This is a genomic window from Vagococcus sp. WN89Y, from assembly GCF_052220145.1.
Lineage (GTDB): Bacteria > Pseudomonadota > Gammaproteobacteria > Enterobacterales > Enterobacteriaceae > Kosakonia.
The window spans coordinates 92,741-117,101 of sequence record NZ_JBQPOM010000011.1; the positions used below are offsets into that span (position 1 = coordinate 92,741).

Sequence of the window (24,361 nt, forward strand, 5' to 3'; positions counted from 1 at the left end):
GTACTCGTAAAAGAGTACGCAGTATCAGTACACCACGAGAACGGCGGTAAATTATGACTCAGCAATCACCTTATTCCGCAGCAATGGCCGAACAGCGCAACCAGGAATGGCTGCGTTTTGTTGAACTGGTCCGGCAGTCTTACGAGAAGGATTTGCATATTCCGTTGCTCAACCTGATGCTCACGCCGGATGAACGTGAAGCACTGGGGACACGCGTGCGTATTATTGAAGAGCTATTGCGCGGCGAAATGAGCCAGCGCGAGCTGAAAAGCGAACTCGGCGCGGGCATTGCGACCATCACCCGCGGTTCAAATAGCCTTAAATCCGCGCCCGTTGATTTACGCATGTGGCTTGAGGAGTCGCTGCTTAACACTCAGCGGTAAATCGCGTTGTGAAAAGGGCTGAGGGCCAGCAGTACCGCCTGCTGATAAACGCTGGTACGTGTAAGCTTACCGGCGGTGAACACGCCAATTGCGCCCTCTTTTCGCCCCACCTCATCAACCCCGGTGTAGCGCGAGATCACCGGGCCAAGCGCTTCACCAGCGCGCACCTCTTGCAAAATACTCTCCGGCAGCGGTAGCGTTGCTGAACGCGCCTCACCGCGCTGCTGATGGCTATCGATAACCACCCAACTAAATGTGCTGCCGTCGTCGATTCCCGCTTCGATAGCGACCCAAAAGTCGGCGTCAGGGCGGATTTTCCGTGCATTAGCCACTCGATTACGTGCGCCAGCCCGCGTTTCTTGACAACCAAAGGGCTGTTCCGGCACGCCGCTCTCGACGGATATAGCGTCAATATGGCAGGATCCTTCGCCGAAAATCTCGCTAAATGCATGCAGAATAGCCTTAATTTTCGCGGGATTTGTGGTAGCTGAGACAACATGGTACATAATCAATAACAGGCATGTTCGAAAAAAGATGTGTTCTTTATCCCGGACAGCGGCCTTCCTCAGAAAATAAATACATCGTAGTATAATGGATAAAAAAGCATGTTACAGGTATACCTTGTTCGCCACGGTGAAACGCAGTGGAACGCCGAGCGTCGTATTCAAGGGCAGTCAGACAGTCCGTTGACCGAAAAAGGGGAGAAGCAGGCATGGCAGGTGGCCGCGCGCGCAAAAGCGCTGGGCATTACCCATCTCATCGCCAGCGACCTGGGGCGTACGCGCCGGACGGCGGAAATCATCGCCGGGGTATGTGGTTGTGACATCATCCTTGAGCCGCGTCTGCGCGAGCTGGATATGGGGGTACTTGAACGCCGCCATATCGACTCCCTGAGCGCAGAAGAAGAGGCGTGGCGTCGTCAGCTGGTAAATGGTACCGCTGATGGACGCATCCCTGACGGTGAATCGATGCAGGAGCTTGCCGGGCGTATGCATGAGGCGCTGGCAACCTGCCTGACCCTGCCGGAGGGCAGCCGGCCAATGCTGGTCAGCCACGGCATGGCGCTGGGTTGCCTGGTCAGCACCATTCTTGGGCTTCCGGCCTGGGCCGAGCGCCGCCTGCGTTTGCGTAACTGTTCCATTTCCCGTATCGATTATCAGCAAAGCCCGTGGCTTGCATCGGGTTGGGTGGTGGAAACGGCAGGCGACGTCTCGCATCTGGACGCCCCTGCGCTGGATGAGCTGCAGCGTTAACGGCGGATCGGCACCATATATTCGCAGCGCAACTGAAACGGTTGTTCGGGGTTGTCTGACTCCTGCTGCGGGTAAAAGTGCTCAATATCCTGGCCTTTGCGGCGCGTAAGATTGAGCATTGGCATACAGGTTCCGTAAACCGTCAGGATAAAGTCCTGTAGCTCGTGGCCCGGCCCGTCATACGAGAAGACGACATAATCACCGCCTTCCAGCAGCACCGGCTGCGCGTTATTCAGATAACCGTTAGCCATTTCCGGGCGCAGGGCGGTGGTATAAAACACTTCCTGCTCATCGTCTTTCTCCAGACTCGGACGCGGCTCGTGCAGGCCGTACATTTCCGCAGGTATTGCCGGTGCGTTGCTGAGAAACTCCCGCCAGAACTGAACCCGCATTTGATTACGAAAATCCGAGATCTCCTCCAGCGCACAGGTATAGCTCTGTGTGCAGCCTATCAGGTGCATCGGCGGGAGCGTAACAAACTCATGCTTCGGCATGGTAAAATCACTCAGACGCAGCGGCGGGCGAATGCCAAAAGAACTCCAGTCCGGTGAGCGTCGATAAAGCGCCGGCGTGACGGCAAACTGCTTTTTGAAAGCACGCGTGAAGGTTTGCTGCGAGTCAAAACGATATTGCAGGGCGATATCCAGAATGGGGCGGGCGGTGAGACGCAGTGCGACAGCCGATTTCGACAAACGGCGGGCGCGGATATAAGCACCGATAGCATGACCAGTCACGTCCTTGAACATCCTTTGCAGATGCCACTTGGAATAGCCCGCTTTCGCTGCCACATTATCCAAAGACAAGGGCTGATCCAGGTGGCTTTCCAGCCAGGCAAGTAAGTCGCGAATGATCCCAGCCTGATCCATATACTATCCTCTCCCTAAAAACAGCAGTTAACGCCTGATATCAGGAGACGGATAATAGCGGGTTTTTAGTGCTTTAGCATTCGGTGTTTTTTTTGTGCAGTAATCAGCATTGTGACTGATTTTCATCACAAATTTCGTAAATTAGTGATCTGCAAACGTTTTCTTATCTTAAACATGAATAGTTACTTACCGTAATATTCAAAAATGGTAACAATATGAAATACACAAAGTTTATGATTCCCGCACTCATTTTCACGTCGCTGGGGAGCGCGCACGCGGAGCAAATCGGCTCGGTCGATACGGTGTTTAAAATGTTTGGCCCCGATCACAAAATTGTCGTGGAAGCATTTGATGACCCGGACGTGAAAAACGTCACTTGCTATATCAGCCGGGCGAAAACGGGCGGCATCAAAGGTGGGCTGGGGCTGGCTGAAGATACTTCTGATGCGGCGATTTCCTGCCAGCAGGTCGGGCCGGTTGAACTTAGCGATAAAATTAAGAACGGCAAAGCGCAGGGAGAAGTAGTGTTTCAAAAACGCACATCGCTGGTCTTCAAGAAATTACAGGTTGTGCGGTTTTACGATGCGAAACGTAACACGCTGGCGTATCTGGCCTATTCCGACAAAGTGGTAGAGGGATCGCCGAAAAATGCCCTGAGCGCGGTGCCGATCATGCCCTGGAGCAAATAAAAAAGCGGCGCATCGCGCCGCTTTTTAGTGTGCGTTCGCTTATTCCTGCAAATCACCGCAGAAGCGGTAACCTTCGCCGTGGATGGTGGCGATGATTTCCGGCGTATCCGGCGTAGATTCGAAATGTTTGCGAATGCGACGAATGGTCACGTCCACGGTACGGTCATGCGGCTTGAGCTCACGACCGGTCATTTTCTTCAGCAGTTCAGCACGAGACTGAATTTTGCCCGGATTCTCGCAGAAGTGCAGCATCGCGCGAAATTCACTGCGCGGCAGCTTATACTGCTCACCGTTAGGGCTAATCAGCGAGCGGCTATTGATATCCAGTTCCCAGCCATTGAACTTGTAACTGTCGACGCTGCGGCGTTCTTCGCTAACCGTGCCAAGATTCATGGTACGGGACAGCAGATTACGCGCGCGGATGGTCAGTTCACGTGGGTTAAACGGCTTGGTGATATAGTCATCCGCGCCAATTTCGAGGCCCAGAATTTTATCGACTTCGTTGTCGCGACCTGTCAGAAACATCAGCGCTACATTCGCCTGTTCGCGTAATTCACGCGCCAGCAAAAGGCCGTTTTTACCGGGCAGGTTGATATCCATAATCACCAGATTGATATCATTTTCAGAGAGAATCTGATGCATCTCAGCGCCATCGGTCGCTTCGAAAACATCGTAGCCTTCTGCTTCGAAAATGCTTTTTAACGTGTTGCGTGTTACCAACTCGTCTTCAACAATAAGAATGTGCGGGGTCTGCATGTTTGCTACCTAAATTGCCAACTAAATCGAAACAGGAAGTACAAAAGTCCCTGACCAGCCCTTGTACATGTTGAAAATTAACATGACGGCATACATGACTAAAGTACGTATTGCGTTCTTGATGCACTTTCCATCAACGTCAACAACATTACTAGCTTGGCCGTGGGTACTTTCCCTCTAAACCCGACAGTGTCAAAAACGGCTGTCATCCTACCCATTTTAACAGCAACATAACAGGCAAAGGCGTAAAAGGTACCCAATAAAACTACGCTTCGTTGACATATATCAAGTTCAATTGTAGCACGTTAACAGTTTGGAGAAATTTTGATAGCGAACTGCTAGCGTTTCTTACAATTTATCAATAAACCAACGTTTTGCGGATATTAATTGATAAAGATATTGAATCCAATACATCCGCTGAAAATTGCATTAGAATGCCATGAAGAAACATAAGGATAAGTCTCTTCTGTTAACATCTTAGCAGGTAATATCGCTGATAAATAGTTTAGTATCTTTTAAGCGTTATCAGGGCTTATTTCAGTGATAAGTGTTGCAAAATTGTAAATTCGTGTCGCGTAATATGATTGCTCTGAGCATATTTTCTACGCGGTATCAGTGACATTAGAGAAAAAAGATGCATCTGTCTGTCGTACTTGTTTCCCCCGCCCGACCGGAAAATGTCGGCGCTGCCGCCCGGGCAATGAAAACCATGGGCTTTCGCGATTTGCGTATTGTGGATAGCGAGGCACACCTGCAAGAGGGCGCGCGCCGTGTGGCGCATGGCTCCGTTGAGATACTTGATAACGCCAAAACGTTTCCGACGCTTGCCGATGCGCTGGCCGACATTCCCTTTACCATTGCAACAACGGCGCGCAGCCGGGCGAAATTTCACTATTACGCCACGCCTGCCGAACTGGTGCCTTTGTTAGAAGAAAAAAGTGCGTGGCTGGGCAGTGCCGCGCTGGTGTTTGGCCGCGAGGATTCCGGGCTGACCAATGAGGAGCTGGCGCTGGCAGATATTTTATCCGGCGTACCGATGGTGGCCGATTACCCGTCGCTCAATCTGGGCCAGGCGGTCATGGTGTTTTGTTATCAATTAGCATCGCTAATACAAGGTGATCCAAAAGAGGTAGCTGGCGCGGATGACAACCCCTTGCAGGCGTTACGCCTGCGTGCGCATGGGCTGCTGGATAAGCTTGGTGTGGCGGATGACGTCAAAATGGCGGACTGGCTGGATCAGCGTCTCGGTCTGCTGGAACAACGCGATACGGCAATGCTGCATCGTTTGCTGCACGATATTGAAAAAAAGCTGGCAGAGTAAGTTGCTGTCATAAGTTTATTTTATGGTCTGATTGACTGCGAATTGCGTGAGTTTTGAACTTTACAGCAGGCGTGTGAGTGAAGTTTTAGCGTAACGGCAAACTCCAGGAAAAGCGCATAAAAGAAAAATAAATTGACTTAAGCAGGCAGATACTTTAACCAATATAGGCATACAGCACAGACAGAAAATGACAGAGCACACAACATCCATGACACGCATCAGCACGATTATCACCATTACAACCACCACCATTACCACAGGTAACGGTGCGGGCTGACGCGTACAGGAAACACAGAAAAAAGCCCGCACCTGAACAGTGCGGGCTTTTTTTTCGACTAAGGATCAAGGGGTCACACCATGCGAGTCTTGAAGTTCGGCGGTACATCAGTGGCAAATGCAGAGCGTTTTCTGCGTGTTGCCGATATCCTGGAAAGCAATGCCAGGCAGGGGCAGGTCGCCACGGTGCTCTCTGCCCCGGCGAAAATCACCAATCACCTGGTTGCGATGATCGAAAAAACCATTGGTGGTCAGGACGCTCTGCCCAATATCAACGATGCCGAACGTATTTTTGCAGAACTTCTGCAAGGGCTGGCAGAAGCGCAGCCAGGTTTCCCCTATGCGCAGTTAAAAAGCGTTGTCGAACAAGAATTCGCGCAGATTAAACATGTCCTGCATGGTATCAGCCTGCTGGGCCAGTGCCCGGACAGCATCAACGCCGCGCTGATTTGCCGGGGTGAAAAATTATCCATAGCGATTATGGCCGGGCTGCTGGAAGCGCGCGGTCATAAGGTTACCGTTATCGATCCGGTAGAAAAACTGCTCGCCGTGGGCCATTACCTGGAATCAACGGTGGATATCGCCGAATCTACCCGCCGTATCGAGGCCAGCCGAATCCCTGATGATCATATGGTGCTGATGGCGGGTTTTACCGCCGGTAACGACAAGGGCGAGCTGGTGGTGCTGGGGCGTAACGGCTCTGATTATTCCGCAGCGGTGCTCGCGGCGTGTTTGCGCGCAGATTGTTGCGAAATCTGGACGGACGTGGACGGCGTCTATACCTGTGACCCGCGTCAGGTGCCCGATGCGCGCCTGCTGAAGTCGATGTCCTATCAGGAGGCAATGGAGCTTTCCTATTTCGGCGCAAAAGTTCTTCACCCCCGCACTATCACCCCCATCGCCCAGTTCCAAATCCCTTGCCTGATTAAAAATACCGGTAATCCTCAGGCGCCAGGCACGCTGATTGGCGCGACGTCTGACGAAGACGGCCTGCCGGTTAAAGGTATTTCTAACCTGAATAATATGGCGATGTTTAGCGTCTCCGGGCCGGGCATGAAAGGCATGGTCGGTATGGCGGCGCGCGTGTTTGCCGTGATGTCCCGCGCCGGGATTTCGGTGGTGCTGATTACCCAGTCGTCATCGGAATACAGCATCAGTTTTTGCGTGCCGCAGTCCGATTGCGCACGGGCGCAGCGGGCGCTGAACGACGAGTTCTATCTTGAGTTAAAAGAGGGGCTGCTGGAGCCGCTGTCGGTGACGGAGCGGCTGGCGATTATCTCTGTCGTTGGCGATGGCATGCGTACGCTGCGCGGTATTTCCGCTAAATTCTTCGCGGCGCTGGCGCGCGCCAATATCAATATCGTGGCGATTGCTCAGGGCTCCTCCGAACGCTCGATTTCGGTCGTGGTCAATAATGACGACGCGACGACGGGCGTGCGTGTGACGCACCAGATGCTGTTCAACACCGACCAGGTGATTGAGGTGTTTATTATTGGCGTCGGCGGCGTTGGCGGTGCATTGCTGGAGCAGCTCAAACGCCAGCAGGCGTGGCTGAAAAACAAGCATATCGATCTGCGCGTTTGCGGGGTAGCGAACTCTAAAGCGCTGCTCACCAACGTGCATGGGCTAAATCTGGACAACTGGCAAGCTGAACTGGCTGAAGCAAAGGAGCCGTTTAACCTCGGGCGTTTGATTCGTCTGGTCAAAGAGTACCACCTGCTCAATCCAGTGATTGTTGATTGCACCTCCAGCCAGGCGGTGGCCGAACAGTACGCGGATTTTCTGCGTGAGGGCTTCCACGTGGTGACGCCGAACAAAAAAGCCAACACTTCGTCGATGGATTACTATCACCAGTTGCGTCGTGCGGCAGAGAAATCACGGCGCAAGTTCCTCTATGATACAAACGTGGGGGCGGGGCTGCCGGTGATTGAGAACCTGCAAAACCTGCTCAGTGCCGGGGACGAGTTGCAGCGTTTCTCCGGTATTCTTTCCGGATCGCTCTCTTTTATTTTTGGCAAGCTGGACGAAGGCATGAGCCTGTCAGAAGCGACCCGCACGGCGCGTGAGCTGGGCTACACCGAGCCGGACCCGCGTGACGATCTCTCCGGCATGGATGTTGCGCGTAAGCTCCTGATCCTCGCGCGCGAAACCGGGCGCGAACTGGAGCTTTCGGATATCGTTATCGAGCCGGTGCTGCCGGCAAGTTTTGATGATTCTGGCGATGTTGAAAGCTTTATGGCGCGCCTGCCCGCGCTGGACAGCGAGTTTGCAGACCGGGTGGCGAAAGCCCGCGACAATGGCAAAGTGCTGCGTTTTGTCGGCAACATCGACGAAGATGGCACCTGCCGGGTGAAAATTGATGAAGTAGACGGTAACGATCCGCTGTATAAAGTGAAAAACGGCGAAAATGCGCTGGCGTTCTACAGCCACTATTACCAGCCGCTGCCGCTGGTGTTGCGCGGCTATGGCGCGGGCAATGATGTGACGGCGGCAGGGGTGTTTGCCGACCTGCTGCGTACGCTTTCCTGGAAACTGGGAGTCTGACATGGTGAAGGTGTATGCACCGGCTTCCAGCGCCAATATGAGCGTTGGGTTCGATGTCCTCGGCGCGGCGGTGACGCCCGTTGACGGTACGCTGCTTGGCGATAATGTCTCGGTAGAGGCTGCCAGCCAGTTTAGCCTGAAAAACCTCGGTCGGTTTGCCAGCAAACTGCCAGCCGAACCACGGGAGAACATTGTTTACCAGTGCTGGGAGCTGTTCTGCCAGGAGATTGGCAAGCAGGTGCCGGTCGCGATGACGCTGGAGAAAAACATGCCGATCGGCTCCGGGCTTGGCTCCAGCGCCTGTTCTGTGGTCGCGGCGCTGGTGGCGATGAACGAGTTTTGCGGTAAGCCGCTCGATAATGCACGTATGCTGGCGCTAATGGGGGAGCTGGAAGGGCGCATTTCCGGCAGCGTCCATTACGATAATGTCGCGCCCTGTTTTCTCGGCGGCATGCAGCTGATGATTGAAGAGGGCGGCATAATCAGCCAGCAGGTGCCAGGCTTTGATGAATGGCTGTGGGTGCTTGCCTATCCAGGCATTAAGGTCTCCACCGCCGAAGCGCGGGCTATCTTGCCTGCGCAGTATCGCCGCCAGGATTGTATCGCTCACGGGCGGCATCTGGCGGGCTTTATTCATGCTTGCTATACCCGCCAGCCTGCGTTGGCGGCGAAATTAATGAAAGACGTGATTGCCGAACCGTACCGCGTCAAGCTGCTGCCAGGCTTTGCCGCTGCGCGGCAGGCGGTGGCAGATATTGGCGCACTGGCTTGCGGCATTTCAGGCTCCGGCCCGACGCTGTTTGCCCTGTGCGATAAGCCGGATACCGCGCAGCGGGTAGCCGACTGGCTGGGTCAACATTATCTGCAAAATCAGGAAGGCTTCGTTCATATTTGCCGGCTGGACACGGCGGGCGCACGCGTAGTGGGATAACTAATGAAACTCTACAACTTAAAAGATCACAATGAGCAGGTCAGCTTTGCGCAGGCCGTGACGCAGGGGCTGGGCAAAAATCAGGGGCTGTTCTTCCCGCACGATCTGCCGGAATTTAGCCTGACAGAAATCGACGAGATGCTAAACCAGGATTTCGTCAGCCGCAGCGCGAAGATCCTCGCGGCCTTTATTGGCGACGAGATCCCGCAGGATGTCCTTAAAGAGCGCGTGCGCGAAGCGTTCGCTTTCCCTGCACCGGTGGCGCCGGTTGAGAGCGATATCGGTTGCCTGGAGCTTTTCCACGGGCCTACGCTTGCGTTTAAAGACTTCGGCGGGCGCTTTATGGCGCAAATGCTGAGCACCGTCAGCGGCGACAAGCCGGTGACGATTCTGACGGCGACCTCCGGCGATACCGGCGCGGCGGTCGCCCATGCGTTTTACGGCATGGAAAACGTGCGCGTCGTGATCCTCTATCCGCAGGGTAAAATCAGCCCGTTGCAGGAAAAATTGTTCTGCACGCTGGGAGGGAATATCGAAACCGTGGCGATTGATGCGGATTTCGATGCGTGCCAGGCGCTGGTGAAACATGCTTTCGATGATGAAGAATTGAAAGCCGCGCTGGGGCTGAACTCGGCGAACTCTATCAATATCAGCCGATTGCTGGCGCAAATCTGTTACTACTTCGAAGCCGTCGCCCAGTTGCCGCAAGAGGCGCGTAATCAGCTGGTGGTGTCGGTACCGAGCGGTAATTTTGGCGATCTGACCGCCGGGCTGCTGGCGAAATCACTGGGGCTGCCGGTGAAGCGCTTTATCGCCGCCACCAATGCCAACGATACGGTGCCACGCTTTTTGAAAGAGGGTGAGTGGCAGCCGAAAGCCACGCAGGCAACGCTATCGAATGCGATGGATGTTAGCCAGCCGAATAACTGGCCGCGCGTGGAGGAGATTTTCCGCCGTAAAATCTGGCGTCTGAACGAGCTGGGCTATGCGGCGGTGGATGATGAAACCACCAAAGAAACGCTGCATGAGTTAAAAGGCAAAGGGTATGTGTCGGAGCCGCATGCGGCGGTGGCATACCGTGCGCTGCGCGACAGGTTGCACCCTGGTGAATATGGGCTGTTTCTTGGCACCGCGCATCCGGCAAAATTTAAAGAGAGCGTGGAAGCGATTCTTGGCGAGACGCTGGTATTGCCGAAAGCGCTGGCAGATCGCGCCGATTTACCGCTGCTGTCCCATCAGCTACCGGCTGATTTCGCCGCGTTGCGTGAGCTTCTCATGCGCAAAGCGTAATTTCTCTGTTTCCCCTGCTAAAAGGCGGGGGAAATAGGGAGAAATTATGCAGAAAAATGGCAGGAAAAAAGCAGTAATTCCCAATAAATGCGGGCGGTTAGCGAATCGGATTGCGGAGGCTAACAACCCGTGGCGACTTTTTGTATGCTCCTGATATCAGCCCGCTGTGGGCACGATGATGTAAGGAGTAACCTATGTTAAAACCTGTAATGTTAGCCCTTTCTTTAATGTTGGTGGCTCCCCTGGCGGCCCAGGCCGCAGAAATTACCCTTTTCCCTTCGGTGACGCTGCATATAGGGGATCGTGACAAACATGGCAATTACTGGGATGGCGGCCACTGGCGCGACCACGGCTGGTGGAAAAAACACTACCAGTGGCGCGATAACCGCTGGCAACCGCATGGCCCCTCGATTAAGCACCATGATAACAGCCGGGTAAGTCACGACCGCCCGCGCCAGGCATGGCACCATCGCTAACGTTTGCATCCTCTTTTATAGAGGATGTGTTACTGCTCGTGGCGCTTAAACACCAGCTCGCGCGCATCAGATGCCTCTTCATCAAAGAAATAGCCTTCGCTATTAAATGCTTTCAGTTGCTCCGGCTTCGTCAGGCGATTTTCAATGATGTAACGGCTCATCAGCCCGCGGGCTTTTTTGGCGTAGAAACTGATGACCTTAAACTTGCCGTTTTTCTCATCAAGGAACACAGGCTTGATGATTTGCGCGGCGAGTTTCTGCACCTTCACCGATCTGAAGTACTCATCTGACGCCAGGTTCACCACATAGTCATCGCCCTGAGCGGCGATGGCTTCATTCAGCTTATTGGTTATTACATCGCCCCAGAACTGATACAGGTCTTTGCCTTTGGCATTCTCCAGGCGAATACCCATCTCCAGGCGATACGGCTGCATCAGATCCAGCGGGCGCAGCACGCCGTACAAACCAGACAACATACGTAAATGCTGTTGCGCAAAATCGAAATCCGTCTCGCTAAAGGTTTCTGCCTGCAAACCGGTGTACACATCCCCTTTGAAGGCCAGAATCGCCTGGCGTGCGTTGTCCGGGGTGAAATCAGGCTGCCAGTCATGAAAGCGCGTAGCATTTAATGAGGCAAGCTTGTCGCTGATGCCCATTAGTTTGCTGATTTGCGGCGCAGAGAGGCGACGTGCGGTGTCAATCAACTGTTGCGAATGGTCCAGCAGTTCCGGCTGGGTGTAACGCGTGGTCGCCAGCGGGCTTTGATAATCGAGAGTTTTAGCAGGTGAAATCAGAATCAGCATACTCAGTCCTTGCTGTGCGAGAAAATTGCGCTGACTTTAGCAAAAAAAACAACAGGCCGGATCGATAGTTGCGATTAGCGTTACGAACGGGGGATTTTATTCCAGCTCCCCGGCGCCAGCTGGCGGTTGATTTCCGGGTAGCGCTGCGGGTCAAACACAGGCATCACGCCAAGCTTACGCTGGCGCAGGTAATCTTTAGCCAGCAGGCTGACAATCGGAGAAAGCAGCAGGATTGCTGTCAGATTAATCAGCGCCATCAGCGCCATCGTCACATCCGCCACATACCAAATCAGCGGTACGCTGATCACCGAACCGAGCAGTACCATCGCCAGCGTACCGGTGCGCAATAACCAGAGATTGCGCCGACTGTTACAGCGTAAAAAGACCAGGTTGTTCTCGGCGTAGGTGTAGTTCGCAACGATGGAGGTGAAGGCAAACAGCACAACGATGATGGCGACAAAGCCTGCGCCCCAGTCGCCGGTTAACGACACCATGGCTTTTTGTATCGACTGGATGCCGCCAAAAACGCCCTCAACCGGCGAAACTCCCGCCAGCAACAGCACCAGTGCGCTGGCTGTGCAGACGAAAAAGGTGTCCGTGACCACGCCAATCATCTGCACGATACCTTGCGCAACAGGATGCGGCGGCCAGGAAGCGGCGGCGGCTGCGGCATTGGGTGTTGAGCCCATACCTGCTTCGTTAGCGAACATACTGCGCTGAAAACCGCTGGTCACCGCCTGGCCAAGCGTCCAGGCCATCGTCCCTGTTGCGGCTTCATGCCAGCCGAAGGCGCTTTTAAAAATGGTGGCCAACACACCCGGTAGCAAGTCGGCGTGCCACACACTCACCCCCATGCTGATAAGCACCCAGGCACATGCCATCAGCGGCACTATCCACTGCATCAGGCGCGCAATGCTGCTTATCCCTTTAAGTACAAAGAACAGCGAAACCACCACCAGTAGCAGGCCGGTCACTATGCCGGGTATTTCCCAGGCGTCTTCCATGGCGCGCGATACTGCGCTGGACTGAATAGTGTTAAACACCAGCCCATAGGTGAACAGCAGCAATACGGAGAACAGCACCCCCATCCAGCGCATACCGAGGCCACGCTCCATATACCACGCGGGGCCGCCGCGCAGTTGGTTATCCTCATCACGCGTTTTGTAGAGTTGCGCCAGCGAACACTCCGCAAAGCTGATTGCCATAGCGAGCAGGGCGGATACCCACATCCAGAAAATCGCGCCGGGGCCGCCGGTGGTGAGTGCAAATGCGACACCCGCCAGGTTTCCGCTCCCCAGGCGTGTGGCAAGACTCAGGCATAACGCCTGCCAGGATGAAAGCGCTCCGCGTTGCGCAACACGGCTGCTTTTAAGACTCTTACCGAAGTCGGTAATATAGCGAAAGGGGACGAGCAGGCTGCGAAATGCAAACCAGATCCCTGCTGCTGCCAGCAGGTAAACCATTAACGATCCCCAGAGTATTTCACTGATAAATGAGAAGAATTGTGGCATTAACATTCCTCTTGTTGATGCCGGTTGCCCGCCAGGAGTGCGTTGCGCATCTCGTGCCGGTAATTATCTGAAAATGAGTTTACCACACAATTTTCGCAGCATTGTCTGCGGTTGCGCTGCCAGTGCGTCGTGTTATCATCTTGGCAGACCGGTTACATCCCCCTAACAGGATACTCGTGTTTTTTGCGTTCAGCGGCTTGCGCTGAGCGTGATTGATTCAAGGTATCGTTTAAAGAGAAACACTATCATGACGGATAAATTGACCTCCCTGCGTCAGTACACAACAGTCGTGGCTGATACCGGAGACATCGCGGCAATGAAGCTGTACCAGCCGCAGGATGCCACCACCAACCCTTCTTTGATCCTGAACGCTGCGCAAATCCCGGAATACCGCAAACTGATCGATGATGCCGTGGCATGGGCGCGCGCGCAAAGCAGCGATCGTGCTCAGCAAGTGGTTGATGCGACGGATAAACTGGCGGTGAATATCGGTCTGGAAATCCTGAAACTGATCCCTGGTCGTATCTCTACTGAAGTTGACGCGCGTCTTTCTTATGACACCGAAGCCTCGATTGCGAAAGCAAAACGCCTGATCAAACTCTATAACGATGCGGGCATCAGCAACGATCGTATCCTGATCAAGCTGGCTTCTACCTGGCAGGGCATCCGTGCCGCTGAACAGCTGGAAAAAGAAGGCATCAACTGTAACCTGACGCTGCTGTTCTCCTTTGCGCAGGCGCGTGCTTGTGCGGAAGCGGGCGTGTTCCTTATCTCCCCGTTCGTCGGGCGTATCCTTGACTGGTACAAAGCCAACACCGATAAGAAAGAGTACGCACCGGCTGAAGATCCGGGCGTGGTGTCGGTAAGCGAAATCTACCAGTACTACAAACAGCACGGCTATGAAACCGTGGTGATGGGCGCAAGCTTCCGTAACACCGGCGAAATCATTGAACTGGCAGGGTGCGACCGTCTGACGATTGCCCCGGCGCTGCTCAAAGAGCTGTCTGAGAGTGAAGGTGCCGTTGAGCGCAAACTGGCGTACACCGGCGAAGTGAAAGCGCGCCCGGAACGCATCACCGAAGCAGAGTTCCTCTGGCAGCACAACCAGGATCCAATGGCGGTCGACAAACTGGCGGACGGTATCCGTAAGTTTGCTGTCGACCAGGAAAAACTGGAAAAAATGATTGGCGATCTGCTGTAATCCTCAGGCGTGGCCGGGCTCCCGGTCACGCTGACTTCTTTGCACTCTGTCTGACTTCCCCCGCAACGTGTATCATTTCATCTAAGTACCTTTTTATGAATGGAATGAATAATGGATACACTACGCATTGGTTTGGTTTCTGTTTCCGATCGCGCGTCCAGCGGCGTTTACCAGGACAAAGGCATCCCGGCTCTCGAAGAGTGGCTGGCCAGCGCACTGACCACGCCTTTTCATATCGAAACCCGGCTAATCCCTGACGAACAAAGCATCATCGAACAAACCCTGTGCGAGCTGGTGGATGAGATGAGCTGCCATCTGGTGCTGACGACCGGCGGTACCGGGCCTGCGCGCCGGGACGTGACGCCAGACGCGACGCTTGCCGTGGCCGATCGTGAAATGCCCGGCTTTGGCGAACAGATGCGCCAGATAAGCCTCAATTTCGTGCCCACCGCGATCCTTTCCCGCCAGGTTGGCGTCATTCGAAAACAGGCGCTAATTCTTAATCTTCCGGGGCAGCCGAAGTCGATCAAAGAGACGCTGGAAGGGCTAAAAGAGGCGAACGGCGAGGTAAAGGTCGCCGGTATCTTCGCCAGCGTACCATATTGTGTACAGCTCCTTGATGGGCCTTACGTGGAAACCAATCCGCAAGTGGTAGCATCTTTCCGACCTAAGAGCGCACGGCGCGAGAGTTTATCCTGAAAAGAGATGTTTTATGACATAAGCGTCGTCGGATATGGCGTGTTGATTTATTTACGTTATAGTAATTTTTACTTTACAGGTGATGTTCTTAAACCGGCACTTCATAAATACAACGGCACGCTATGGAAAATTACACAAGACCTCTGAACAGACAAGACTATAAAACGCTGACGCTTGCTGCCCTCGGCGGCGCGCTGGAGTTTTACGACTTTATTATTTTTGTCTTTTTCGCTGCCGTCGTCGGCGAACTTTTCTTTCCAGCGGATATCCCTGAATGGCTGCGCCAGGTGCAGACCTTCGGCATTTTTGCCGCAGGTTACCTGGCGCGTCCGCTGGGCGGCATCGTGATGGCGCATTTCGGCGACCTGGTTGGCCGCAAGAAAATGTTCACGCTGAGTATCTTATTGATGGCCGTACCGACGCTGGCCATCGGTTTGCTGCCGACCTATGCCTCGATGGGCATCGTTGCGCCGCTGCTTTTATTGCTGATGCGCGTGCTGCAAGGTGCGGCTATTGGCGGGGAAGTGCCCGGCGCGTGGGTGTTCGTCGCCGAGCATGTTCCGGCGCGGCGTATCGGTATTGCGTGCGGCACGCTGACCGCCGGGTTAACGGTCGGGATTCTGTTGGGGTCGGTTGTTGCCACGCTGGTAAACACCAGCATGAGCCAGCAGAGTATTCACGACGGCGGCTGGCGTATTCCTTTCTTGCTGGGCGGCGCATTTGGCCTGGTCGCCATGTATCTGCGCCGCTGGTTGCAGGAGACGCCCATCTTTCTGGAGATGCAACAGCGTAAAGCGCTGGCCCAGGAGTTACCGGTTAAATCCGTGGTGCTCAGGCATAAAAAAGCGGTGGTGATTTCGATGTTGCTGACCTGGCTGCTCTCCGCCGGGATTGTGGTGGTGATTTTAATGTCGCCGGTCTGGCTGCAAAAACAGTACGGCCTGGCCCCTGCGTTGACGCTCCAGGCAAACAGTATCGCCACCATTATGCTGTGCTTCGGCTGCCTGGCCGCCGGGCTGCTGGTCGACAGAATCGGCGCCAGCCGTACCTTTATCTTCGGCAGCCTGTTGCTTGCCTGTTCCAGCTGGCTCTTTTACCACCGGGTAGGTACGCATCCTGAGCAGCTTTTTATGCTGTATGGCCTGGTTGGTTTATGTGTCGGTGTGGTGGGCGCGGTGCCTTATGTCATGGTGCGGGCGTTTCCGGCGGAGGTGCGTTTTACCGGGATCTCGTTCTCGTATAACGTTTCCTATGCGATTTTCGGCGGGCTGACGCCGATAGCCGTCACCATGCTGATGGGCGTTTCACCGATGGCACCGGCCTGGTATGTGCTGGCGCTGTCGCTGATTGGCCTGGCGCTGGGCATCTGGTTGCGCCAGGATATCTGGCATCAGGACGCGGTAGCGGAACACCCGGCCTGATACACTTTTGTTATCAGCGGGTAAGTCACAGGCAAAAAAATGCGAAGCCAGGCTTCGCATTTTCTATATTGAACAGAGATTAATGCCGCTCGCCGATTGGCAGCACGGTGCGTGCGAACTGCTCGTTCAGCACCTCGCCCATCGCCAGGTAGATAGCGCTGGCACCGCACACCAGGCCAATCCAGCCCGCCACTTCGACAATCTCTTCGTTGTCAGCAAGGTGACCTACCGCCAGCAGCGCAAACAGCACGGTCAGGCTCAGGAAAACGAATTGCAGGACGCGCGCGCTTTTCAGCGTGCCGAAGAACATAAACAGTGTGAATACACCCCAGATACCTAAATAAACGCCCAGGAAGTGCCCATTGCTGCCTTCTGTAAGCCCCATTTTTGGCAACAGCAGAATCGCAACCAGCGTCAACCAGAAAGCGCCGTACGAGGTGAATGCGGTCAAACCAAAGGTGTTGCCTTTTTTGTACTCAAGCAGGCCGGCAAAAATTTGCGCAATACCACCATAAAAAATACCCATCGCCAGGATAATGCCATCCATCGGGAACAGACCAATATTGTGCAGGTTAAGCAGAATGGTGGTCATGCCGAAGCCCATTAAGCCCAGCGGAGCCGGGTTAGCCAACTTAGTGTTGCCCATAATTCCCCAAAAAAATCAACAATGAATAATGAAATAAAGGTTCCCGTATCACTTTTAAGCAAACGGGCGCGGCATCATAATGAGCGCTATAACACCTGTCTATGATCTGAACAGGTGTAAATTTGAAATTTTTTTGGCCTTCCCCCTTGATGAGACGCGCGGCGACCCCATCTTGTAGACAACCGCAGTGGTGAACCTGAAAAAAAAAGAGTACGGGCAGTTGAAACGGCACGTTTCGCCCTTATTACAGGTTCACAACCACATGATGACGAATTTTTAGTGGAGACGTTTAGATGGGTAAAATAATTGGTATCGACCTGGGTACAACCAACTCTTGTGTAGCAATCATGGATGGCGCTCAGGCTCGCGTGCTGGAAAACGCAGAAGGTGATCGCACAACTCCTTCAATCATTGCTTATACACAGGATGGTGAAACTCTGGTAGGTCAGCCGGCTAAACGTCAGGCAGTGACGAACCCGCAAAACACCCTGTTTGCGATCAAACGCCTGATTGGCCGTCGCTTCCAGGACGAAGAAGTCCAGCGTGATGTGGCTATTATGCCGTACAAAATTATCGCGGCAGATAACGGCGACGCATGGCTTGATGTAAAAGGCAACAAAATGGCGCCGCCGCAGATCTCCGCGGAAGTGCTGAAAAAAATGAAGAAAACCGCGGAAGATTACCTGGGCGAACCGGTAACTGAAGCTGTTATCACCGTACCTGCGTACTTTAACGATGCGCAGCGTCAGGCAACCAAAGACGCCGGTCGTATCGCAGGTCTGGAAGTAAAACGTATCATTAACGAACCGACAGCGGCTGCGCTGGCATACGGCCTGGATAAAGAAACCGGTAACCGCACTATCGCGGTATACGACCTGGGCGGCGGTACGTTCGATATTTCCATCATCGAAATCGATGAAGTTGAAGGCGAAAAAACCTTCGAAGTACTGGCAACCAACGGTGATACTCACCTCGGTGGTGAAGACTTCGACAGCCGTCTGATCAACTATCTGGTAGAAGAGTTCAAGAAAGATCAGGGCATCGACCTGCGTAACGATCCGCTGGCGATGCAGCGTCTGAAAGAAGCGGCAGAAAAAGCGAAAATCGAGCTTTCCTCTGCACAGCAGACCGACGTTAACCTGCCGTACATCACAGCAGATGCGACCGGTCCGAAACACATGAACATTAAAGTGACTCGCGCGAAACTGGAAAGCCTGGTTGAAGACCTGGTGAACCGTTCCATCGAGCCGCTGAAAGTTGCGCTGCAGGATGCTGGCCTGTCCGTTTCTGACATCAACGACGTTATCCTGGTCGGTGGCCAGACGCGTATGCCGATGGTGCAGAAAAAAGTGGCTGAGTTCTTCGGCAAAGATCCGCGTAAAGACGTCAACCCGGACGAAGCAGTGGCTATCGGTGCTGCGGTTCAGGGCGGTGTTTTGACGGGCGAAGTGAAAGACGTTCTGCTGCTGGACGTTACCCCGCTGTCGCTGGGTATCGAAACCATGGGCGGCGTAATGACTCCGCTTATCAACAAAAACACCACTATCCCGACCAAGCACAGCCAGGTGTTCTCGACGGCGGAAGACAACCAGTCTGCGGTAACTATCCATGTGCTGCAGGGTGAACGTAAACGTGCGGCGGATAACAAATCGCTGGGCCAGTTCAACCTGGATGGCATCAACCCGTCTCCGCGCGGTATGCCGCAGATTGAGGTGACCTTCGATATCGACGCCGATGGTATTCTGCATGTCTCTGCAAAAGACAAGAATACCAACCGTGAGCAGAAGATTACTATCAAAGCATCTTCTGGTCTGAACGAAGAAGAAATCCAGAAAATGGTACGTGACGCGGAAGCGAACGCTGAAGCTGACCGTAAGTTCGAAGAGCTGGTGCAAACCCGTAACCAGGGCGACCATCTGCTGCACAGCACCCGTAAGCAGGTTGAAGAAGCAGGCGACAAGCTGCCGGCAGAAGACAAAACTGCTATCGAGTCTGCGCTGACCGAGCTGGAAACTTCACTGAAAGGCGAAGACAAAGCGGATATCGAAGCGAAAATGCAGGCGCTGGCGCAGGTTTCCCAGAAACTGCTGGAAATCGCACAGCAGCAGCATGCGCAGCAGCAGGCAGGCGCTGACGCTTCTGCGAACAACGCGAAAGATGACGATGTTGTTGACGCTGAGTTCGAAGAAGTGAAAGACAAAAAATAATCGCCCTAATGCAGGGTAGATAACCAGCACGGGCGTCGGAGTTCTCTCCACGCCCGTGCTCGTGTGTTAAGGGGCAGATAAAAACAATGGCGAAGCAAGATTATTACGAGATTTTAGGCGTTCCGAAAACAGCGGAAGAGCGTGAAATCAAAAAGGCGTATAAGCGCCTGGCCATGAAATATCACCCGGATCGCAACCAGGGCGATAAAGAGGCCGAAGCAAAATTTAAAGAAATCAAAGAAGCCTACGAAGTGCTGACCGATGCGCAGAAACGCGCAGCCTACGACCAGTATGGTCACGCCGCGTTTGAGCAAGGCGGTATGGGCGGCGGCGGATTTGGCGGCGGCGGCTTTGGTGGCGGTGCTGACTTCAGCGATATTTTCGGCGATGTGTTTGGCGATATCTTCGGCGGCGGCCGTGGTCGTCAGCGCGCGGCTCGTGGCGCAGATTTGCGTTACAACATGGAGCTGACGCTGGAAGAAGCGGTTCGCGGCGTGACCAAAGAGATCCGCATTCCGACGCTGGAAGAGTGCGACGTTTGCCACGGCAGCGGCGCCAAACCGGGCACGCAACCGCAGACCTGCCCGACCTGTCATGGTTCTGGTCAGGTACAGATGCGCCAGGGCTTCTTTGCTGTGCAGCAGACCTGTCCACACTGTCAGGGGCGCGGCACGCTGATTAAAGATCCGTGCAACAAATGCCACGGTCACGGGCGTGTGGAAAAATCCAAAACCCTGTCCGTTAAAATCCCGGCAGGCGTGGATACCGGCGATCGTATCCGTCTGAGCGGCGAAGGTGAAGCCGGTGAACACGGCGCGCCAGCAGGCGATCTGTACGTTCAGGTGCAGGTTAAACAGCACCCGATCTTCGAGCGTGAGGGCAACAACCTCTACTGCGAAGTGCCGATCAACTTTGCGATGGCGGCGCTGGGCGGTGAAATCGAAGTGCCGACGCTGGATGGTCGCGTGAAGCTGAAAGTGCCAAGCGAAACCCAAACCGGCAAACTGTTCCGTATGCGGGGTAAGGGCGTGAAGTCCGTACGCGGCGGCGCGCAGGGCGATTTACTGTGCCGTGTCGTGGTGGAAACACCAGTTGGCCTGAACGAGAAGCAGAAACAGCTGCTTCAGGATTTGCAGGACAGCTTTGGCGGCCCGACGGGCGAGAAAAACAGCCCGCGTTCCAAGAGCTTCTTCGACGGCGTGAAGAAATTTTTCGACGATCTCACGCGTTAAGCATCACGCACCTCAGCCCGGCAAATGCCGGGCTTTTTTTTATGCTGCGCCCATTACTCGTAAAATCAGAGTTTATACCCAACAATAATCTGATTTTATCGAAGTTTTGCGCAGAGTAAGATATCCGGTACGAAGGAATAATAAACGAGTGGATAAAAATGAAGTTTCTACAACGTTTTTTTAGCAGTGATGTCTCTGGGGGCATCGTACTTATCATTGCAGCGGCACTGGCCATGTTGTGCGCCAACCTTGATGCGACGCAAGGGTTTTACCATGGCTTTCTGAATATGCCTGTCCAGCTAAAATTCGGCGAGCTGGAAATCAATAAAAACATGCTGCTGTGGATCAACGATGCGTTGATGGCGGTGTTTTTTCTGATGGTCGGTCTGGAAGTGAAATATGAGCTGGTGCAGGGCGCGCTTGCCAGTCGCCAGCAGGCCGTGTTTCCGGTTATCGCGGCGCTTGGCGGCATGGTTGCGCCAGCGCTTATTTTCCTGGCGTTTAATTTCCACGATCCGCTGGCGCGTCATGGCTGGGCGATTCCTACCGCAACCGATATCGCTTTTGCGCTTGGCGTGCTCGCGTTACTGGGCAACCGCGTACCGGTCGTCTTAAAAGTGTTTTTGATGGCGCTGGCTATCATTGACGATTTGGGCGCGATCATCATCATCGCCTTTTTCTATACCAGCGATCTGTCCACAACGTCGCTGGCTATCGCGGCGGGAGCCATTGCGGTACTGGCCATTCTTAACGCCTGCAATGTACGGCGTATCGGTGTATATATGCTGGTGGGCGTCATATTGTGGACGGCGGTGCTGAAGTCCGGCGTGCATGCAACGCTTGCAGGGGTTATCGTAGGGTTCTTTGTTCCGCTGCGCGAGAAAGAGGGCGTTTCCCCCTCGCGTCAGCTGATCCATGCGATTCATCCGTGGGTAGGATGGCTGATTCTGCCGCTGTTTGCCTTTGCCAACGCAGGCGTGTCGCTGGATGGCATGTCGCTTACCGGACTTACAGATGTGCTGCCGCTGGGGATTATTGCCGGGCTGTTTATCGGTAAACCTGTCGGAATTACGATATTCTGTTGGCTGGCGCTTCGTCTTGGTCTGGCGCAACTGCCGAAAGGCGCGGTATTCAGGCAAATTATGGCGGTGGGCGTGTTGTGCGGCATTGGCTTTACCATGTCGATATTTATCTCCTCGCTGGCCTTTGGCGATGCGCATGCTGATATGATTGCCTGGAGCAAGCTGGGGATTCTGACCGGTTCCATCGCATCAGCGGTGGTCGGCTATTGTCTGTTACGCACGCGTATCGTACGCACTTAACCGATATGATGAGCAGGGAGGCGAATCATCTATGTCTTACATTAATTACAACCACCTCTACTATTTCTGGCACGTTTATCGGGAAGGCTCCGTCGTTGGCGCGGCGGAGGCGCTCTATCTGACGCCGCAAACCATCACCGGGCAGATCAAAGCGCTTGAGGAGCGGTTGCAGGGCAAGCTTTTTAAGCGTAAGGGCCGGGGGCTGGAGCCCACGGAGCTAGGGGAGCTGGTGTTTCGCTATGCGGACAAGATGTTCACCCTAAGTCAGGAGATGCTCGATACCATCAATTACCGCAAAGAGTCTAACCTGCTGTTTGACGTCGGCATTGCCGATGCGCTCTCCAAGCGCCTGGTCAGCGGTATTCTGGATGCGGCGGTGCAAAATGGCGAGCAAATCCACCTGCGTTGTTTTGAGTCCACCCATGAGATGCTGCTGGAGCAGTTAAGCCAGCACAAGCTCGATATGATAATTTCCGACTGTCCGATTGATTCTACCCAGCAAGAAGGGCTGTTTTCAGTCAAAATCGGCGAGTGCAGCGTGAGTTTCTGGTGCTGCGGGCCGCTGCCGCAAAAACCATTTCCCGCGTGCCTCGAAGAGTGCCGTTTGTTGGTGCCCGGCCGCCGCTCCATGCTTGGGCGCAAGCTGTTGAACTGGTTTACCGCTCAGGGGTTGCAGGTGGAGATTCTCGGCGAGTTTGACGACGCGGCATTGATGAAGGCGTTTGGCGTGGCGCACCATGCGGTGTTTGTTGCTCCAACGCTTTACGCCCACGACTTTTTCCCCGACGAGCGGGTTGTCGAGATTGGGCGAGTGGATAACGTGATGGAGGAGTATCACGCGATTTTTGCCGAGCGGATGATTCAGCACCCGGCGGTGCAGCGCATCTGTAACCGCGATTATTCGCAGCTGTTCGCCACGCCTCAGGCATAAAAAAACCCGCCTTAGCGGGTTTTTTCACAAAGCCAACAAACGGGAGATTAAGCCAGTTTGTTGATCTGCGCGGTCAGGTTAGCCTTATGACGCGCTGCTTTGTTTTTGTGGATCAGACCTTTAGCGGCCTGACGATCCACGAGTGGTTGCATTTCGTTAAATGCTTTCTGCGCAGCTGCTTTGTCGCCAGCTTCAATGGCTGCGTATACTTTCTTGATGAAAGTACGCATCATAGAGCGACGGCTAGCGTTGTGCTTGCGAGCCTTTTCAGACTGAATGGCGCGCTTCTTAGCTGATTTGATATTAGCCAAGGTCCAACTCCCAAATATGATCTATATGGACAATTCAAAGGCCGGGGAATATGCCCTTTTAGCCTTCTTTTGTCAATGGATTTGTGCAAATAAGCGCCGTTAATATACGACGCTCGTTACGTAGTGATGGCGCAGGATTCTAACAGCTTGCGTGTCGCGAATACAGCTTTTCCACCAGAAAAATCGCTCTTCCGGGCAGTTTTTCATACACGCAGGCGGCAGTATGATGAAATCCTTCCCCTTTCTGGCGGGTTAAGTCAATCGTCGGTTAACGTTGCCCGCTGTACAAGGTATAATCCGTCGATTTTCACTGTTTTGAGCCAGACATGAAGCTGATACGCGGCATACATAATCTCAGCCAGGCCCCTTATGGGTGTGTGCTGACTATTGGTAACTTTGATGGTGTTCATCGGGGGCATCAGGCGCTGCTGCAGGGGCTTCGCGAAGAAGGCCGTGCGCTTGGGCTGCCGGTGGTGGTCATGATTTTCGAACCGCAGCCGCTTGAGCTTTTTGCCGGTGAAAAATCCCCGGCGCGCCTGACGCGTCTGCGTGAAAAGCTGCGCTGGCTGGCCAGTTGCGGGGTCGACTACGTGGTGTGCGTGCGCTTTGACCGCCGTTTTGCGGCGCTGACCGCACAAAATTTTGTCAGCGACCTGCTGGTTGATCGTCTCGGTGTGAAATTTCTCGCAGTTGGTGACGATTTCCGCTTTGGTGCTGGTCGCCAGGGCGATTTCTTGTTATTACAGAAGGCCGGAGAAGAGTACGGCTTTGCCGTCGCCAGCACCCGAACCTTTTATGATTGCGGTGCGCGCGTTAGCAGCACGGCGGTGCGTCAGGCACTGGCCGACGATAATCTGGCGCTGGCTGAAACGTTACTCGGCCATCCGTTCAGTATCTCCGGGCGCGTGGTGCACGGCGATGAGCTGGGGCGCACGATAGGTTTTCCGACGGCGAATGTACCGCTTCGTCGTCTGGTTTCCCCGGTAAAAGGGGTCTATGCGGTAGAAGTGGCGGGGTTGGGCGATACTCTGATACCCGGCGTCGCCAATATTGGCACTCGCCCAACGGTCGCAGGCGTACGCCAGCAGCTGGAAGTTCATCTGCTGGACGTTGTAATGGACCTTTACGGACGCCATATAGATGTAATTCTGCGTAAAAAGTTGCGCAACGAGCAGCGCTTTGCCTCCCTTGATGAGCTGAAAGCGCAAATCGCCCGAGATGAGGTGGCGGCCCGGGAATTTTTTGGGCTATCTAAACCGGCTTCTTAAGGCCTGGTAGTATTAATCAAACCG

24 protein-coding genes, 1 pseudogene and 1 other annotated feature are annotated in these 24,361 nt (G+C 54.1%); of the genes and pseudogenes, 18 read left to right on the forward strand and 7 right to left on the reverse strand.

Annotated elements, in window-relative coordinates; genetic code table 11:
- Positions 1 to 53 precede the first annotated feature (53 nt).
- Positions 54 to 383: a trp operon repressor gene (gene trpR / locus ACTU3N_RS02285; RefSeq protein ID WP_443084510.1), complete on the forward strand. Its 330-nt coding sequence runs from the start codon at positions 54 to 56 to the stop codon at positions 381 to 383.
- Here the strand turns inward: trpR and yjjX are convergent.
- Positions 374 to 889, reverse strand: a complete 516-nt coding sequence (yjjX, locus tag ACTU3N_RS02290) for an inosine/xanthosine triphosphatase (protein WP_443084511.1) — start codon at positions 887 to 889, stop codon at positions 374 to 376. The two genes, trpR and yjjX, sit on opposite strands and share 10 nt — an antisense overlap.
- Before the next feature lie 99 nt (positions 890 to 988).
- Here yjjX and gpmB point away from each other — a divergent pair, with 99 nt between their 5' ends.
- Positions 989 to 1,636 (forward strand): 2,3-diphosphoglycerate-dependent phosphoglycerate mutase GpmB, encoded by a 648-nt coding sequence (gene gpmB / locus ACTU3N_RS02295; RefSeq protein WP_443084512.1) that lies wholly within the window; start codon positions 989 to 991, stop codon positions 1,634 to 1,636.
- Here the strand turns inward: gpmB and robA are convergent.
- Complete coding sequence (gene robA, locus ACTU3N_RS02300; RefSeq protein WP_443084513.1) at positions 1,633 to 2,502, reverse strand: MDR efflux pump AcrAB transcriptional activator RobA; 870 nt, start codon at positions 2,500 to 2,502, stop codon at positions 1,633 to 1,635. The two genes, gpmB and robA, sit on opposite strands and share 4 nt — an antisense overlap.
- A 215-nt stretch (positions 2,503 to 2,717) precedes the next feature.
- Here robA and creA point away from each other — a divergent pair, with 215 nt between their 5' ends.
- Positions 2,718 to 3,191: a protein CreA gene (gene creA / locus ACTU3N_RS02305; protein ID WP_443084514.1), complete on the forward strand. Its 474-nt coding sequence runs from the start codon at positions 2,718 to 2,720 to the stop codon at positions 3,189 to 3,191.
- 39 nt (positions 3,192 to 3,230) lie between these two features.
- Here creA and arcA read toward each other — a convergent pair whose 3' ends face one another.
- A complete protein-coding gene (arcA, locus tag ACTU3N_RS02310) occupies positions 3,231 to 3,947 on the reverse strand; it encodes a two-component system response regulator ArcA (protein WP_003856501.1) in 717 nt (238 codons plus the stop codon).
- Positions 3,948 to 4,041: 94 nt separating this feature from the next.
- Between arcA and yjjY the strand changes: the two are divergent.
- From yjjY to ACTU3N_RS02345, 7 genes and pseudogenes are all read left to right on the forward strand, one after another.
- Positions 4,042 to 4,181, forward strand: a pseudogene (gene yjjY, locus ACTU3N_RS02315) (protein YjjY).
- 400 nt (positions 4,182 to 4,581) lie between these two features.
- Positions 4,582 to 5,268, forward strand: a complete 687-nt coding sequence (locus tag ACTU3N_RS02320) for a tRNA/rRNA methyltransferase (protein ID WP_443084515.1) — start codon at positions 4,582 to 4,584, stop codon at positions 5,266 to 5,268.
- Between the two features lie 208 nt (positions 5,269 to 5,476).
- Positions 5,477 to 5,545, forward strand: coding sequence for a thr operon leader peptide (gene thrL / locus ACTU3N_RS02325; protein ID WP_443084615.1), 69 nt, complete (start codon positions 5,477 to 5,479; stop codon positions 5,543 to 5,545).
- Positions 5,484 to 5,601 (forward strand) — a sequence feature (Thr leader region). It overlaps the preceding gene by 62 nt.
- 24 nt (positions 5,602 to 5,625) lie before the next feature.
- Positions 5,626 to 8,088, forward strand: a complete 2,463-nt coding sequence (thrA, locus tag ACTU3N_RS02330; RefSeq protein ID WP_443084516.1) for a bifunctional aspartate kinase/homoserine dehydrogenase I — start codon at positions 5,626 to 5,628, stop codon at positions 8,086 to 8,088.
- Between the two features lies 1 nt (position 8,089).
- Complete coding sequence (gene thrB, locus ACTU3N_RS02335; protein WP_443084517.1) at positions 8,090 to 9,019, forward strand: homoserine kinase; 930 nt, start codon at positions 8,090 to 8,092, stop codon at positions 9,017 to 9,019.
- Between the two features lie 3 nt (positions 9,020 to 9,022).
- Positions 9,023 to 10,309 (forward strand): threonine synthase, encoded by a 1,287-nt coding sequence (thrC, locus tag ACTU3N_RS02340; protein ID WP_443084518.1) that lies wholly within the window; start codon positions 9,023 to 9,025, stop codon positions 10,307 to 10,309.
- Between the two features lie 194 nt (positions 10,310 to 10,503).
- Positions 10,504 to 10,785, forward strand: coding sequence for a DUF2502 domain-containing protein (locus ACTU3N_RS02345; protein WP_443084519.1), 282 nt, complete (start codon positions 10,504 to 10,506; stop codon positions 10,783 to 10,785).
- Positions 10,786 to 10,814: 29 nt separating this feature from the next.
- Here ACTU3N_RS02345 and yaaA read toward each other — a convergent pair whose 3' ends face one another.
- Together yaaA and ACTU3N_RS02355 are read right to left on the reverse strand one after the other, a co-directional pair.
- Positions 10,815 to 11,588: a peroxide stress protein YaaA gene (gene yaaA, locus ACTU3N_RS02350; RefSeq protein ID WP_443084520.1), complete on the reverse strand. Its 774-nt coding sequence runs from the start codon at positions 11,586 to 11,588 to the stop codon at positions 10,815 to 10,817.
- Between the two features lie 80 nt (positions 11,589 to 11,668).
- Positions 11,669 to 13,099: an alanine/glycine:cation symporter family protein gene (locus ACTU3N_RS02355; RefSeq protein WP_443084521.1), complete on the reverse strand. Its 1,431-nt coding sequence runs from the start codon at positions 13,097 to 13,099 to the stop codon at positions 11,669 to 11,671.
- A 247-nt stretch (positions 13,100 to 13,346) separates the two neighbouring features.
- On the opposite strand from ACTU3N_RS02355, the gene tal reads away from it, so the two are divergent.
- The 3 genes from tal (at position 13,347) to ACTU3N_RS02370 (ending at position 16,420) form a co-directional block, all read left to right on the forward strand.
- Complete coding sequence (tal, locus tag ACTU3N_RS02360; protein WP_443084522.1) at positions 13,347 to 14,300, forward strand: transaldolase; 954 nt, start codon at positions 13,347 to 13,349, stop codon at positions 14,298 to 14,300.
- Positions 14,301 to 14,411: 111 nt separating this feature from the next.
- Complete coding sequence (gene mog / locus ACTU3N_RS02365; protein ID WP_443084523.1) at positions 14,412 to 14,999, forward strand: molybdopterin adenylyltransferase; 588 nt, start codon at positions 14,412 to 14,414, stop codon at positions 14,997 to 14,999.
- A 122-nt stretch (positions 15,000 to 15,121) separates the two neighbouring features.
- Positions 15,122 to 16,420, forward strand: coding sequence for an MFS transporter (locus tag ACTU3N_RS02370; protein ID WP_443084524.1), 1,299 nt, complete (start codon positions 15,122 to 15,124; stop codon positions 16,418 to 16,420).
- Between the two features lie 79 nt (positions 16,421 to 16,499).
- On the opposite strand, the gene satP is transcribed toward ACTU3N_RS02370, so the two are convergent.
- A complete protein-coding gene (satP, locus tag ACTU3N_RS02375) occupies positions 16,500 to 17,066 on the reverse strand; it encodes an acetate uptake transporter (protein WP_443084525.1) in 567 nt (188 codons plus the stop codon).
- 293 nt (positions 17,067 to 17,359) lie between these two features.
- On the opposite strand from satP, the gene dnaK reads away from it, so the two are divergent.
- The 4 genes from dnaK (at position 17,360) to nhaR (ending at position 22,758) form a co-directional block, all read left to right on the forward strand.
- On the forward strand, positions 17,360 to 19,273 hold the full coding sequence (dnaK, locus tag ACTU3N_RS02380) for a molecular chaperone DnaK (protein WP_443084526.1): 1,914 nt from the start codon (positions 17,360 to 17,362) through the stop codon (positions 19,271 to 19,273).
- 86 nt (positions 19,274 to 19,359) lie between these two features.
- Complete coding sequence (dnaJ, locus tag ACTU3N_RS02385) at positions 19,360 to 20,505, forward strand: molecular chaperone DnaJ (protein ID WP_443084527.1); 1,146 nt, start codon at positions 19,360 to 19,362, stop codon at positions 20,503 to 20,505.
- A 158-nt stretch (positions 20,506 to 20,663) separates the two neighbouring features.
- Positions 20,664 to 21,827, forward strand: coding sequence for a Na+/H+ antiporter NhaA (gene nhaA / locus ACTU3N_RS02390; RefSeq protein ID WP_443084528.1), 1,164 nt, complete (start codon positions 20,664 to 20,666; stop codon positions 21,825 to 21,827).
- A 31-nt stretch (positions 21,828 to 21,858) separates the two neighbouring features.
- Positions 21,859 to 22,758 (forward strand): transcriptional activator NhaR, encoded by a 900-nt coding sequence (gene nhaR, locus ACTU3N_RS02395; protein WP_443084529.1) that lies wholly within the window; start codon positions 21,859 to 21,861, stop codon positions 22,756 to 22,758.
- 47 nt (positions 22,759 to 22,805) lie between these two features.
- Here nhaR and rpsT read toward each other — a convergent pair whose 3' ends face one another.
- Positions 22,806 to 23,069: a 30S ribosomal protein S20 gene (gene rpsT, locus ACTU3N_RS02400; RefSeq protein WP_054192231.1), complete on the reverse strand. Its 264-nt coding sequence runs from the start codon at positions 23,067 to 23,069 to the stop codon at positions 22,806 to 22,808.
- A 326-nt stretch (positions 23,070 to 23,395) separates the two neighbouring features.
- Here rpsT and ribF point away from each other — a divergent pair, with 326 nt between their 5' ends.
- Positions 23,396 to 24,337 carry a bifunctional riboflavin kinase/FAD synthetase gene (gene ribF, locus ACTU3N_RS02405; RefSeq protein WP_443084530.1) on the forward strand — a complete coding sequence of 314 codons (942 nt, stop codon included), beginning with the start codon at positions 23,396 to 23,398 and terminating at the stop codon, positions 24,335 to 24,337.
- Positions 24,338 to 24,361: the final 24 nt, after the last annotated feature.